The sequence below is a fragment of the Lamprobacter sp. genome, assembly GCF_034860625.1.
Lineage (GTDB): Bacteria > Pseudomonadota > Gammaproteobacteria > Chromatiales > Chromatiaceae > Lamprobacter.
The window spans coordinates 1-14,045 of the sequence record NZ_JAYESN010000105.1; the positions used below are offsets into that span (position 1 = coordinate 1).

Annotated in this window: 13 protein-coding genes; 11 read left to right on the plus strand and 2 right to left on the minus strand. The window is 61.4% G+C overall.

Annotated features, from left to right (window positions below):
• The first annotated feature begins 91 nt into the window (after window positions 1-91).
• From VBE63_RS19730 to VBE63_RS19750, 5 genes are all read left to right on the plus strand, one after another.
• On the plus strand, window positions 92-943 hold the full coding sequence (locus VBE63_RS19730) for a hydroxyacylglutathione hydrolase (protein ID WP_323684731.1): 852 nt from the start codon (window positions 92-94) through the stop codon (window positions 941-943).
• Window positions 944-1,122: 179 nt separating this feature from the next.
• Window positions 1,123-2,682 (plus strand): apolipoprotein N-acyltransferase, encoded by a 1,560-nt coding sequence (gene lnt, locus VBE63_RS19735; RefSeq protein ID WP_323684732.1) that lies wholly within the window; start codon window positions 1,123-1,125, stop codon window positions 2,680-2,682.
• A 123-nt stretch (window positions 2,683-2,805) separates the two neighbouring features.
• On the plus strand, window positions 2,806-3,360 hold the full coding sequence (locus VBE63_RS19740; RefSeq protein ID WP_323684733.1) for a hypothetical protein: 555 nt from the start codon (window positions 2,806-2,808) through the stop codon (window positions 3,358-3,360).
• 25 nt (window positions 3,361-3,385) lie between these two features.
• On the plus strand, window positions 3,386-4,798 hold the full coding sequence (gene mpl / locus VBE63_RS19745) for a UDP-N-acetylmuramate:L-alanyl-gamma-D-glutamyl-meso-diaminopimelate ligase (protein WP_323684734.1): 1,413 nt from the start codon (window positions 3,386-3,388) through the stop codon (window positions 4,796-4,798).
• A 135-nt stretch (window positions 4,799-4,933) separates the two neighbouring features.
• Entirely contained in the window at window positions 4,934-5,566 is a 633-nt protein-coding gene (locus tag VBE63_RS19750) for a flavin prenyltransferase UbiX (protein ID WP_323684735.1), read from the plus strand.
• A gap of 24 nt (window positions 5,567-5,590) precedes the next feature.
• Here VBE63_RS19750 and VBE63_RS19755 read toward each other — a convergent pair whose 3' ends face one another.
• Window positions 5,591-7,591 carry a bifunctional DedA family/phosphatase PAP2 family protein gene (locus VBE63_RS19755; protein ID WP_323684736.1) on the minus strand — a complete coding sequence of 667 codons (2,001 nt, stop codon included), beginning with the start codon at window positions 7,589-7,591 and terminating at the stop codon, window positions 5,591-5,593.
• Between the two features lie 75 nt (window positions 7,592-7,666).
• A complete protein-coding gene (gene hemL / locus VBE63_RS19760; RefSeq protein WP_323684737.1) occupies window positions 7,667-8,953 on the minus strand; it encodes a glutamate-1-semialdehyde 2,1-aminomutase in 1,287 nt (428 codons plus the stop codon).
• 252 nt (window positions 8,954-9,205) lie between these two features.
• Between hemL and VBE63_RS19765 the strand changes: the two genes are divergently transcribed.
• The 6 genes from VBE63_RS19765 to tyrS all read left to right on the plus strand — a co-directional run bounded on the left by VBE63_RS19765 (window position 9,206) and on the right by tyrS (window position 13,918).
• On the plus strand, window positions 9,206-9,370 hold the full coding sequence (locus VBE63_RS19765; protein ID WP_323684738.1) for a rubredoxin: 165 nt from the start codon (window positions 9,206-9,208) through the stop codon (window positions 9,368-9,370).
• 96 nt (window positions 9,371-9,466) lie between these two features.
• A complete protein-coding gene (locus tag VBE63_RS19770) occupies window positions 9,467-9,829 on the plus strand; it encodes an iron-sulfur cluster assembly accessory protein (RefSeq protein WP_323684739.1) in 363 nt (120 codons plus the stop codon).
• 35 nt (window positions 9,830-9,864) lie between these two features.
• Window positions 9,865-10,902: an N-acetyl-gamma-glutamyl-phosphate reductase gene (gene argC / locus VBE63_RS19775; RefSeq protein ID WP_323684740.1), complete on the plus strand. Its 1,038-nt coding sequence runs from the start codon at window positions 9,865-9,867 to the stop codon at window positions 10,900-10,902.
• A gap of 64 nt (window positions 10,903-10,966) precedes the next feature.
• Entirely contained in the window at window positions 10,967-11,707 is a 741-nt protein-coding gene (locus VBE63_RS19780; protein WP_323684741.1) for a DUF6776 family protein, read from the plus strand.
• 63 nt (window positions 11,708-11,770) lie between these two features.
• Window positions 11,771-12,121 (plus strand): iron-sulfur cluster insertion protein ErpA, encoded by a 351-nt coding sequence (erpA, locus tag VBE63_RS19785; RefSeq protein ID WP_200247339.1) that lies wholly within the window; start codon window positions 11,771-11,773, stop codon window positions 12,119-12,121.
• Window positions 12,122-12,727: 606 nt separating this feature from the next.
• Entirely contained in the window at window positions 12,728-13,918 is a 1,191-nt protein-coding gene (tyrS, locus tag VBE63_RS19790; RefSeq protein ID WP_323684742.1) for a tyrosine--tRNA ligase, read from the plus strand.
• Window positions 13,919-14,045 lie beyond the last annotated feature (127 nt).

The window sequence follows — 14,045 nt, forward strand, 5'->3', positions numbered from 1 at the left end:
AAGGCCAAAGTCGAGTACTTGCTAAGCTTTTGAAAAGGATGGCTAAATACAATTTTCACGATCAGATTCAGCAAATTGTAAAAGCTCCACGATGAACCTAACCATTGAGCCCATCCCCGCCTTTGAGGACAACTATATCTGGCTGCTGCATCGGCCTGGTGACGCCTCTTGCGCGGTTGTCGATCCTGGTCAAGCCGCGCCGGTGATCGAGCGCCTGCGGCGCGATGGGCTGCGGCTGGATGCGATCCTGATCACCCATCATCATGGCGATCACATCGGCGGTTTGGCGGAGCTGCGTCAACGCTGGCCTCGGGTCGAGGTGTTCGGGCCGCGGGACCCGCGTATTCCGGGACTGACCCGGGTGGTCGCCGATGGTGATCGCGTGCGTCTGGCTGGATTTGATCCTAAACCTTCTCGGACAGGACTTGAGACTGGACTCGATCAGGTGAGGTCTGATGGAGCTGGAGACGCCATCGAGCTTGAGGTCATGGCGGTCCCCGGACATACCGCAACGCACATCGCCTACCGGACAGATGACTGCCTGTTCTGCGGCGATACCCTGTTCGCCGCTGGCTGTGGGCGGGTCTTCGATGGCAGGGTCGAGGATCTGGCGGCCTCGCTGCGCCTGATAGCGGCCTTGCCTCCCAGCACAGGCTGCTACTGCGCGCACGAGTACACGCTCGCCAATCTCGGCTTTGCGCGCTGGGTGGAGCCGCAGAGTCAGGCGATTGCGGCCGCGATAGCTGCGGCTGAGCAGCGGCGTGCTCAGGGGCTGCCGACAGTGCCGACAACCCTGGCCGATGAATTGTCGGTGAACCCCTTTCTGCGCACCGCGGAGCCGGTGGTCATCGCGGCTGCGGAGCGTTTTGCCGGCGCACCGCTGGACGGGCCCACGCCGGTGTTTACGGCGCTGCGTCGCTGGAAGGACGAGCGTTATGACTAAGCAGGCCCCTTTGCGCTGAGCCTGATCATGCAGCAGATGCAGCCTAAGCAACGCATCTTGCAGGGTGGCCCTGGAGCATGCGCAATCCCTCGAATCATGGGCGATGCGTCTTCCCGTCGGGTTCTTCCCGTTTGGGGCCTTACCATGAATCCTCGTTGGCGCCTCAGCGCTGAGCGTTCATGAGGGTTCTGCGCGACGGCTGGCTGTCTGCGCTGATGGCGTTGCTGTCTGGTGCGCTTATGGTGTTCTCTTTCGCTCCCTTTGGGGTCTACCCGCTGGCGGTGCTCTCGCTGCTGGGCTTTTATCAGGCGCTGCGTGGTCGCACTGGAGCTGGCGCCTTTGCGATCGGCTGGCTCTATGGCGTTGCCTTGTTCGGCATTGGTGTTGCTTGGATTCGGATCAGCCTGAACGAGTTCGGCAACATGGCGGCTCCAATCGCTAATCTGCTGATGCTGCTCTTCGTGGCTGTCATGGCCCTCTACTATGGGCTCACGGCTTGGCTGATCCGGCTGCTTGAGCATCCTGTTGCCACCAAGGATTCGGCATGGCGCTGGGTTGGCCCCTTACTTCTGTTTCCCTCGATCTGGGTCATCATGGAATGGGTTCGCGGCTGGCTATTCACCGGCTTCCCCTGGCTTTTTGCGGGCAATGGGCAATTGAATGGACCATTGGGCGGCTTGGCGCCGGTGCTCGGTGTGCATGGGCTGAGCCTCGCGGTCGCGGCCTCGGCCGGGCTGCTCTGGGGAGGGTTGAGGTGGCGCCGGCAAGCACGCTGGCGCGCGATGGCAGGTTTGGGGCTGCTGTGGCTCTGCGCTGGACTGCTCTGGCCGATAGACTGGACCCGCCCAGCACCGAATGCCGAGCAGCGCCCGATCCAAGTGAGCATCATCCAAGGCAATGTTGAGCAGGCTGTGAAGTGGGCTCCCGACGGTCTGCTGCCGACACTCGATCTCTATCTGACCCTCACTAAAGCCTCGCTGGACAGCGATCTGATCGTTTGGCCGGAGACGGCGATTCCTGAGTTTTTCCATCGTGTCGAGGCGTCTCTCCTGCAGCCGCTGGGCGTCACCGCGCGCGAGGCGGGTACGGAGGTGGTTATCGGCCTGCCGGTGTCAGAGCCGGATGGCCGCTATTACAACGCACTGGTCAGCTTGGGCAGTCGTGAAGATCAGTATTTCAAGCGCCACTTGGTGCCCTTCGGTGAGTTTTTGCCGTTCAAGGCCCAACTGAGGCCGCTCATCGATTGGTTCGAGGTGCCGATGTCCGATTTCAGCCGCGGTGAGATGGCGCGCCCCCTGCTGCAGGTTGGGGGCTGGCCAGTCGGTGTGTCGATCTGCTACGAGGATGTCTTTCCAGATGAGGTCAGGCAGGCGCTGCCCGAGGCCGCGTTTCTGATCAATGTCAGTAACGATGCCTGGTTTGGCGATTCGTTGGCACCGCATCAGCATCTCGAGTTCGCGCGCTTGCGTGCTCTTGAGACGGGGCGTTGGCTCGTCAGAGCGACCAATACCGGCATCTCGGCGATCATCGATCCACGCGGCCGAATCCGTGATCAGTTGCCTTTGTTCGAGCGTGCGGCCCTCACCGGGATCTTGGAGATGCGGGTGGGGTCGACGCCATTCGTTCGCTTTGGCAGCCAGGTGCCACTCACCATGGCGGCGCTGATGTTGCTGGCGGGTCTGGTGCTGGCGCTCACCGGTGATCGCTTTACGGGGTGGCACCGAGCGCGAAGGCGTTGAGAGATCCCGATCCAGCAGCGGCTGGTTGCCGCTGCTGTGGTCGGTGTGCAACCTGACCCGACTCGAAGATTGCGGCCTGGAAACACCACCGGGTGATTCCCAGTGAGCGGTCGCATCGCTATCATGGTCAGTCAGATTTGCTGGATCGGACGCCTTGTTGTGCTTGTCATCGTCAACTTTTTCATCGATCTCGCGCTGCTTCGTCGAGCACCGCAGGATCTGCCGGCTTCGTCTGCTTTGCTGCTGCTGCTGCTCGTTGCCGGTCTCGGCGCCGGGCTGTTGTTGGGCCTGACGGCGGGGGTTGGTCTTGGAAACGGGCTCTTGCAGAGCCTGCTTGATCTGGGGCTGATGCTGGGTACCCTGTGGGCGGCGCTAGGGCTGCTTGAGCGGCGTGAGCGCTTCGTGCAGACCGCCACCGCACTGCTTGGGGTGGATACGCTCATTACCCTGATCGCCTTGCTGCCGATTGGGCTTGCGCGTCCGCTGGATGCCGAGAGCGGGCTGCTCGCGTTGGCCGGCTTGCTGTTCCTGATGTTGGTGGCCTGGAGCGTTCTGGCGACAGGGCATATCTTGCGCCATGCCTTTGACTTAACCCTATTACAGGGCGCTGCCATTGCGATCGGCTTCGATCTGCTGTCCTTCGTGATCGTCGGCGGCCTCGTCGAGGCTGCAGGTTGACGATCGACTGAGGACCTGATCCGCGATGCATCTCCATATTCTCGGTATCTGTGGCACGTTCATGGGTGGGCTTGCCCTCATTGCGCGTGCGCTCGGCCATCGCGTGACCGGGTCCGACGCCAATGTCTATCCACCGATGAGCACGCAGCTCGAGGCGGCCGGTATCGATCTTATGCAGGGCTATGCGGCCGAGCATTTGTGTCCGGTACCGGATCTTGTGGTCGTCGGCAACGCGATGAAGCGTGGTCTGCCGGCGATTGAGGCGATGCTCGATCGAGACCTGCCCTATACCTCTGGACCCCAGTGGCTGGCCGAACAGGGCCTGCGCGGACGGCATGTGATGGCCGTGGCCGGAACCCATGGCAAGACCACCACGGCGAGCATGCTGGCCTGGATTCTCGAGGCCACTGGTGCCAAGCCTGGATTCCTGATTGGCGGTGTGCCGCTGGATTTCGGACGCTCGGCGCGGCTCGGCGAAGGCCAGCACTTTGTGATCGAGGCGGACGAATACGATACGGCGTTTTTCGACAAGCGCTCCAAGTTCGTCCATTACCGCCCCCGGACCTTGGTGCTGAATAACCTGGAGTTCGATCACGCCGATATCTTTGATGATCTCGCACAGATTCAGCGACAGTTTCACCATCTGGTGCGCACCGTGCCGAGTGCCGGACGGATCATCCACCCTCAGCAGGATGAAGCGCTTGCCGAGGTCTTGGCGATGGGCTGCTGGACAGCCTGCGTCTCGACAGGCGTGACGATCGCTGATGGTGGCACTGAAGCTGGTGCGCCTCGCTGCGATTGGCAGGCCGAGCTCTGCGCTGCCGATGGCTCGGCGTTTCGCCTGTTCTTCCATGGGCAGGCGCAAGGGCTGCTCGAATGGTCGCAGATTGGTCTGCACAATGTGCGCAATGCACTCTCGGCGGTTGCTGCAGCGCAGCATATCGGGATCGAGCCCGGGCGGGCGATTGCGGCTTTAGCGCGTTTTCAAGGTGTTAAGCGCCGGATGGAGCTGCGTGGAATCGAGTCCGGCGTGCGTGTCTATGACGACTTTGCGCATCATCCGACTGCGATTGCAAGTACCCTGGCAGGGCTACGGCGCCAAGTGGGGGCGGCGCGGATCATCGCCGTGCTGGAGCCGCGCTCGAATACCATGCGCATGGGGACGCATGGCGATGCGTTGGCAGGCGCGTTGGATGCGGCAAACCAGGTGGTGGTGTATAGCCCACCGGATTTGGCCTGGGATGCGGCGACGGCACTGGCGGCCCTTGGCCAGCGGCTGACGCTTTGCGCGGAGCTCGACCAGGTGTTAATGGCCGCGACGGCGCAGGCACGGCCCGGTGACCATCTGCTGATCATGAGTAATGGAGGCTTCGGTGGCATCCACCAGCGCATCCTCGAGCGCTTGGCACAGGCCGAAGGGCTCAGCGCGGCGACCTAAGGCGAGGATTGTCGAAGGACAATGACCGAAGGAGCTGTCCATTGTCTACTTCCCCGCTGATTGCGGGACAGTTGTACTCAAATCAGCACCTCGTTGATAGATGTCTTCTAAGCCTTAGCACGTCAAAGTGTTTTTATGATCAACCCCACCCCGCATCCTTGGACCAAGACCATCGCCATCGCGCTGACCGGCGCCTCTGGAACCGGCTATGGATTGCGCGTGCTACAGGGGCTGGTGGATGCTGAGGTTCGCATTTATCTGCTGATCTCGCAGGCGGCACAGGTGGTTCTTCGCATGGAGTCGGGGCTTGAAGTGCCGAGCCGTCCCAAGGAGGCGGAGCTGTTCTTTTCCGAGTATTTCCACGCGCAGTCCGGGCAGCTCAGCGTGTTTGGCCGGCAACAATGGACGGCGCCTGTTGCCAGCGGCACGAATCCACCGGATGCAATGGCGATCGTGCCCTGCACTACGGGTACCCTCGCCAATATTGCTGCCGGACTGAGCGAGGATCTGATTGACCGAGCGGCCGATGTGACCATGAAGGAGGGGCGCAAGCTGATCTTGGTCGTGCGCGAGACGCCGTTCACGACCATCCATCTGGAGAACATGCTGCGCCTGGCGCGAGCGGGGGTGGTGATCATGCCGGCGAATCCCGGCTTCTATTTCAATCCCCAGAGCGTCGATGAGGTGATCGACTTCATGGCCGCGCGGGTGCTGGATCATCTCGGGGTCCCGCATCACCTCTTGGCGCGTTGGGGCGCGGAGTCCTGAGCGTCCTGGGGGCGACGCGCCGGCTTAGGGCCTCGAGAGCAAACCAAGCTCCCGGGGGGCCAGCAGGATCGGCATGCCCATGTCCATGCGCAGCCTCGGCGTCTGCTCCAAGTCTGGGAGCCAATATTCTTTGCCGATGGCGTCGACCGGGATGGTGATGGGGAGCACTAACAGGTCGACGATCGTCTCTTTGGTCAATTCGGTGATATTCCCGGCCCAGATCGGTGTGCTGTCGCCGATCTGAGCGCGGGTGGCCCAGAGGCGGAACACTAGGCGGCGGCCGTCTGAAAGATCCTTGACCAGGGTCAGGTCATCGTGATGTCCGTCGTGCACATGAGGTATCACGGGTAATTCGGCAAGCGGTAGCGAAGGCGAGAGCAGCTTGATCGCGTTGTGCCAGCTCAGCATCTCAGCGGGCTTCCAGCCTTGGGGAGCAAGCGCCTGAACGAGGCGATCAAGCGCGCCGGCGTATTGGATATCGAAGGGGCGTCGATTGCGATGCCAGAGGTCTTCGCGGTGGCTTGGAGTGGGCAGTTTCCGGCGCGCGCGCCATTGGGTCTCGGTGAGACTGATGGGCACTCGGATTGCTTGGTGGCGCTCGACGTCTTGCTGTTGTTGGGTGAGCGTGGCGGCCGTGAAGGCGGTACTCGCGGCGATCAGGGTCACTAGGGCGAGACCGAGGGTCTGCTCTGGTGGCTCGGTATGGCGCCGAAAGGCGAGCCCTAAAGCGGCAATCCAGAGCAAGCCCAGGGCGATGCTGGCGATGATGTCGGTGAACCAGGCGGCGCCGACATAGAGCCGTGCGAGTGCGACCGCGGTGATGAGCGCGGCGGCAAGGGCATAAGGTGTCCAACGCCAGCGGGGTGTGAGGGGGCGAGAGAGCGAGATGGCGAGAAAGCCATAAAGGACAGTGGCGCTCAAGACCTGGCTGCTAGGGAACGACCAAGGCCAACGCAGGCCGAGCCCGAGATCGGGCCGCGGTATGCGCACAAGCCAGCCCAGGGTGGGGGCGACCAGAAGGGTGAAGGCAAGCGCCGCGAGCCAGTATTCCAAGGCGCGTTGTTGGCCACTGAGTCTGAGATAGACAAGGATAGCGACGACGAGCGGGATGGTGATCACGGGCTCGCCGAGGCGGCTCAGTCCGGCCATGAGCTGGTCAGCCAGTGGCGTATGCAGGCTTTGGCCAAGGTCGAGCGCGAACTGATTGATGCGCAGCTGCGAGGCACCGAAGAGGTCCGCGCTCAATGAGATACCGAGTAAGGCGGCCGCCGCCACTAGGGCGAGGGCGAGTGTGGTCAGGGTGGCGGCATCTGGATGCTGGCGGTCGGCGAGCGCCTGCGCGGTACGTGCGAGCAGCGGATGGAGGTTGCCCCAGCGTAGCAGGGTTTGCACCCAGTGTGAGGCCTGGGGGCTCAAGAGCAGGAACAGCCGCCGTGCGGTCAAGGCGGCAACCCAGATCAGCGCGCTCACAATGATGAGCAACAGGGCGAGGCGCGTGGCGGCCTCGGCGGCGAGTTTCAGCGAGGCACCAAAGACAATGCCCGGCGCTAAATAGGCCGGCCCCCAGGCGATCGCGGAGCTGATATTAGCGGCGGCGAAGCGCGTTCGCGGCATCCGCATCATGCCGGCGACCATCGGGATGATGGCCCGGCCGGGGCCGACAAAACGACCGAAGGCGACACTCATGGCACCGTACTTCTCAAAGAAGGCAATGCTCAGGTCGAGGTGTTTGGGGTGCCGGTTGAATGGCCAGTGGGCGCGAATCTGGTTCCGATAGCGGGCGCCGATCCAGTAGCTCAGGCTATCGCCGCTGATGGCGCCGGCGATGGCTAATGTGGCGGTAGGCCAGAAGGCGAGCTCGCCAGTGGCGATCAGGGCGCCGGCGGCGAATAGGATCATCACCCCTGGTACCGCCATGCCAATGACGGCGACCGATTCTGCAAAGGCGACTAGGAAGACAGCCAAATAGGCCCAACCAGGATGCGCGCCGATCCAGTTGAGGGGCTGTGCGAAGAGGCTTTCCATCGCGCATCAGACGCCTAGCACCAGGCGGCTGTTGCGCAAAGGGTGCTCATTGCGAGCGCCGGTTCAGCCTGGGGCTTAGCGAGCGAGACTGGCAAAGGCCTTGGCGGCGGCTTCCAGCGTTGCGTCGATCTCGGCATCTTGATGGGCGCCGGAGACGAAACCAGCCTCGAAGGCTGAGGGCGCCAGGTAGACGCCCTGATCGAGCATGGCGTGGAAGAACTGGCGGAACTGGTCTTGGTGACAAGCGGTGGCTTGGGCGTAGTGGGTGACCGGACCATCCTCGGTGAAGAAGAGACCGAACATGGCGCCGGCGTGGTTGGTGCTGAAACCGATGCCTGCGTTGCGCGCCTGTTCCTCCAGGCCGCTCGTCAGACGCTCGGTCTGGGCGCTAAGCCGGTCGTAGAAACCAGGCTCGGAGATCAGCTCGAGCGTCTTCAGGCCAGCCGCCATGGCAATGGGATTGCCGGATAGCGTGCCGGCCTGGTAGACCGGCCCCAGTGGTGAGATGTGCTCCATGATGGCGCGCTTGCCGCCGAAGGCGCCGACCGGCATGCCGCCGCCGATGATCTTACCGAGGGCGGTCAGATCCGGGGTAACGCCAAAGTGCTCTTGGGCGCCACCGCGGGCAACGCGGAATCCAGTCATGACTTCATCAAAGATCAGCAGTGCACCATGCTGATCGCAAACCTCGCGGAGGCATTCAAGGAAGCCCGGAACCGGTGGGATGCAGTTCATGTTCCCGGCCACTGGCTCGACGATGATGCAGGCGATCTGATCGCCAATCTCGGAGAAGGTCTGGCGCACCTGTTCGGTGTCGTTGTAATTCAGGGTCAGGGTGAGTTCGGCAAGCGCCGCGGGCACGCCGGGTGAGCTTGGCTCGCCCAGCGTGAGCATGCCGGAGCCAGCCTTGACCAGCAGCGAGTCGACATGACCGTGGTAGCAGCCTTCGAATTTGATCACCTTGTCGCGCCCCGTGTAGCCACGGGCCAGGCGTAGAGCGCTCATGGTGGCCTCGGTGCCGGAGCTCACCATGCGGACTAGATCCATGCTGGGTACCAGCTCGCAGACCTTGTCGGCCATCAGTGTTTCAAGCTCGGTGGGTGCGCCGAAGGAGAGTCCCATGGTGACACGCTCGATGACGGCGGCGAGAATCTCGGGATGCGTGTGGCCGAGGATCATCGGCCCCCAAGAGCCGACATAGTCGATGTAGCGCGTGCCATCGACATCGGTGACATAGGCGCCGGCGGCGGACTCGAAGAAGACCGGGTCCCCGCCGACGCCGCGGAAGGCCCGCACCGGCGAGTTGACGCCGCCTGGGATGTGTCGCTGCGCCGCGGTGAAGAAGTCGTGGGATCGGGACATCGGTTCGCTCCTGAAAAGGGTCTGTGGCAAGGAAGGCAGGCGGGCGGGATTGCGATGACTGCCTGCGAGCAGCACGCTTGAGCTGTCGAGATTGGTGGTCGCTAGCGGCTGGTAATGGTCCGCCATTTTCTGGCGACCTGGAAGCGATGGCAACCGTGATCTGACACCGCTGCGTTGAAAAGCCACTCCGCAACCCTGATTCCTTCATGGTTGAGCAGAAAACGAGCACCTGTGAGGGGCAGACTGAGGACAATGAAGCGATATATGTGTGTGATTTGTGGGCTGATCTATGATGAGGCGGAAGGCTGGCCCGACGACGGTATTGCTGCGGGAACCCCCTGGGATGAGGTTCCTCTGACCTGGAAGTGTCCAGAATGCGGTGCTGGGAAAGAGGATTTTGAGATGGTTGAGATCTGACCCTTGCCGTGCAGCTGGCCTCTGTGTCTAGCAAAGGGGAGCTCGGCTGCTGTACATTGCGGCCTTTGCGGCGATGCTGAATCGGAGCTAACTAACATGCAAACCCTCATCACTGAGGCTGATCTTTCCATGACCCCCTCGGCGCAAGCCAAGCTGGCCGAGCTCTTCGAGGATGTCGACGATGCGATCCAAGGTGTCCGTGTCTATGCGGCTTCTGGAGGCTGTAGCGGCGTTAGCTTCGGGATGACCTTTACCGATGTGGTGAATCCGAACGACGGCATCATGGATTTCGACAGCTACAAGGTCGTGGTCGATGATGGCACCCTTGAACATATCCGTGGCGTCGAGATCGATTTCGTCGATCCCGGCGACGGTAACGCCACCTTTGTGTTCAATAATCTTCCTGCCACTGGCGGTGGCTGCGGTACCTGTGGCTCGGCCGGTGGCAGTTGTGGCTGAGCCGATGTTGATGATCGCATTCAGGGCGACTGCGGATGATTAAAGTCGGTATTGTCGGTGGAACCGGGTATACCGGCTCCGAATTGCTGCGATTGCTAGTGAGGCACGAGCAGGTCGACATCAAGGCGGTAACGTCGCGTTCGGATGCCGGAACGGGCGTTGCCGAGTTTCACCCGGGACTGCGTGGTGAGATCGACCTTGCCTTGACGACGCCAGAGGATGCGAGGCTTGCGGATTGCGATTTGGTCTTTTTTGCGACCCCGAATGGAACGGCCATGCACGAAGCCGGGGGGCTGCTTGAGGCTGGCACCCGCGTGATCGACCTGGCGGCGGATTTTCGCTTAAAGGATCTAGGCGTCTGGCAACATTGGTACGGCATGACGCATGCGGCGCCCACCTTGGTTGAAGAGGCCGTCTATGGATTGCCTGAGGTGAATCGTGAGGCGATCGCAAGGGCGCGGTTGGTCGCCAATCCTGGCTGCTACCCGACAGCTGTCACGCTGGGGCTGCTGCCGTTGCTGGAAGCGGGTCTGGTCGATGCATCGCGTTTGATTGCGGATGTGAAGTCGGGTGTGAGTGGCGCAGGCCGAAAACCTTCGACCGCGCTGCTCATGGCCGAATGCGGCGAAAGTTTCAAGGCTTATAGCCTCGGCGGGCATCGCCATCAGCCTGAAATTTGCGAAAACCTGAAGCAGGCTGTTGGGGTGGATGTTGGGCTCACCTTCGTGCCGCATCTGGTGCCCATGGTGCGGGGGATCGAGGCGAGCTTGTACGCGACGCTACAGCGCTCCGGTGTGGACGTCGACCTGCAGACGTTGTTCGAGGATCGTTATCGTGCCGAGCCTTTTGTCGATGTGCTGCCGTCGGGCTGCTCGGTTGAGACGCGGTCTGTGCGCGGGACCAATCTCTGTCGGCTCTCGGTGCTGGAACCGCTAGGGGCCGGGGTCGTGGTGGTCCAGTCCGTGATCGACAATCTGGTTAAAGGTGCTGCCGGCCAGGCGGTGCAAAACATGAACATCATGTTCGGATGGGATGAAGCCACGGGATTGGCCTTATCCGCATTGGCGCCTTAAGGTTCCGGTGGCCCCTGATCAGCGCCAGCGAGTTGGCGGCGTCCGCGGATGGGCCCCCAAGCCTGTGGTCCGCCCCCTCGTGCGCTGGCTGGTCAGCCTCGGTTGGATGCTCGTCATTGGGGCGACCTTTTCGTTAGGGTACTGGCTAGCCCGTTATGAGGCGGTCAAGGCCTTAGCTGGGGTTGATGCGCTCCAAACCGAAGTAGGCATGTTGTCGGAGGAGGTCGCGCGGGCACGTGAGGAGCGCCTGCGCTTAGAGCGGTCGCATCAGATGGACCGCGAGGCGACGCGCCGAGCGCAAGAATCGCTCGCGGAATTACAGCGGGAGCGCCTCGATCTAGTCAAACGCGTCTCTTATCTCCAGCGCTTGGTTCGAGACGGCCAAGAGGGGATTGTTGAGGTCAAGGAACTGAGGCTCCGCGAGGGCTCAGCCCCAGATGCGGTGCGTTATGAAATGCTGCTAAGCCAGCTTGTTCCGCAAGAAGAGCGCACGCGGGGGCAGGTCAAGCTCAGTGTTGTGCTATCCCTTAATGGCAAGCAAGAAGAACTGTCGTTAGATGCGTTGCCGGGATCATCGCCGGCTGTGACAGTGATCGACTTTGAGCATTTCCAGGCCATCGCAGGCGAGATTGTGCTCCCGGAGGATGCCGAGCCGGAGCAATTGATTGTCGACACCCAGCCTGACGGAGCGTCGATGGCGCGCTCGATCGAGGCCTTTTTGTGGCCTAGTAAGCCGGGCGACACCTGTTTGCCCAGCCCGATTGTGGAGTCGATCGAACTCGTCGGGCCTGATGTGGTTGAATGAGCTGGCCTAAGACCCCCACTCTCTGTCAAGCTAAGACAGACTAGTTTACTGAGGTATTGAACGATGACAGAAGCCGTTGCCCTTGATGCGCCCTTGGTCTTCACCTCGCAGGCCGCCGCGAAGGTCGCTACCTTGATCGAGCAAGAGGACTCGCCTGGGCTGATGCTCCGGGTCTACATCCAAGGTGGTGGCTGCTCGGGATTCCAGTACGGGTTCACCTTCGACGAGTCGGTTCAAGATGGTGATACCGAGATCGAGACCGATGGCGTGAAACTGCTGGTGGATCCGATGAGTCTGCAGTACCTGACCGGCGCAGAGATCGACTACACCGAGGGCTTACAGGGGGCCCAGTTCGTCATCCGCAACCCGAACGCGACCACGACCTGTGGCTGTGGTTCGTCGTTCGGCGTTTGAGCGCCTATTTAGGCTGTCGCCCCGGTGTGACCACTGTTGTCGATCCCTTGCTGCTTCGGTCAGCTGCCGTCCTCAGCGGTCGTTGGGTTCTGGCCAGGGATAGGCAGCGGGATGACATGGCGTCCCGATGATGCCTTTACGGCAGCGGGAGTCATGGTTTCTGCGGGCGTCTTGGCCGTCGGGGCCTGGGCGTAGAACAGGTATCCGACGATTATCAACACGACGAGCAGCAGGATCAACGCTACCAGTGCGCGGGGGAATCGTCGGCGTTTTCTGAAGGTTAAGCCTCCGCTGCCTTTATAGTCTCGCATTGTTTGGCCTCAGTTGCGTATGTGTAGACGGCTCCTACTCTCTGGCACACAAGTGTAGAGAACGCGAAGACAGGGTGGAAGAGCTAGCGCCGGATAACGCTCAGCCGCTGCCCCATCATGCCTTGTGCCATGGGTTTTTGTGGGGCATCTCGGCGAAATCCCAGACAGGCTACCGATACCAATTCCGGCGCTCACCTAGCCGTTGCCTTAGGTTCCGTGGCAGACTTTCCATTCGTCTCTCTTTCCGCCCAGGCCCGCCTTCGGGTCGCGGGCACAACAGCGGTTGTCTCGTCGAATGTCCGACTCTTTAGATCAACTCATGCAGGGCACTGATGAGGTGCTGACTGAGCAGGCTCTGAAAAAGAAGCTCGCCCTAGGGCGACCGCTGCGGGTCAAGGCCGGGTTTGATCCAACGGCTCCTGATCTTCATCTCGGACACTTGGTGCTACTCAACAAGCTGCGCCAATTTCAAGATCTGGGCCACCGTGTGCTCTTTCTAATCGGCGATTTTACCGGGATGATCGGTGATCCGACCGGCAAGAATGTCACCCGCAAGCCGCTATCGCACGATGAGGTTGCCGCCAACGCCGAGACCTATCAGGAGCAGGTCTTCAAGGTGCTGGAGCCTGCGCAAACAGACGTTGTCTTTAACTCGACCTGGATCAACGAACTTGGCGCGGAAGGGCTGATTCGGCTCGCGGCGCAGCACACGGTTGCGCGCATGCTCGAGCGCGATGATTTCTCAAAACGCTATCGTGAGCATCAACCGATCGCGGTGCACGAGTTTCTGTATCCCTTGATCCAAGGCTACGACTCGGTTGCACTCAAGGCCGACGTTGAGCTTGGCGGGACCGATCAAAAGTTTAATCTACTCGTTGGTCGGCAACTGCAAGAGCAAGCGGGCCAGGAGCCCCAGGTGGTGATGACCCTGCCCATCCTTGAAGGGCTGGATGGTGTGCAGAAGATGTCGAAGTCGCTGGGCAATTTCATCGCCATCGATGATCCGCCGGCGGAGATGTTCGGCAAGCTGATGTCGATCTCGGATCAACTCATGTGGCGCTACTTCGAGCTGCTGACGTTGCGGACGCCCGCTGAGCTTCAGGCGATGCGAGCTTCCGTTGAGGCTGGCTCGAATCCACGCGATATCAAGATAGACCTCGGGCTGATGCTGGTGGCACGTTTTCATGGTGCCGCGTCAGCTGAGGCGGCACGCGATGATTTCCTCAATCGGTTCCAGCGTGGGCAGTTGCCCACGGACATGCCGGAGCTTGAGATAGAGGTTGGACAGGAAGGGGTGGCCTTGCCGCGCCTGCTCAAGGAGGCTAAGCTTGTGAGCAGCACTTCAGAGGCAATTCGCCTTGTTGCGCAAGGCGCGGTGCGGATCGACGGTGAGCGGCTTACCGATGCCAAGCAGCAGATGTTGCGTGGTGAGACCCATTTACTTCAGGTTGGTAAGCGCCGATTCGCTCGGGTGACGCTCAGCTAGGGGCTAGGGGCTAGGGGCTAGGGGCTAGGGGCTAGGGGCTAGGGGCTAGGGGCACCTCCGCCCCGGGTGGAGTCTGAGTGCGACCTGCCAACGACCGGAAAAAAAGTTTGACACTCTTCGAGAAGTC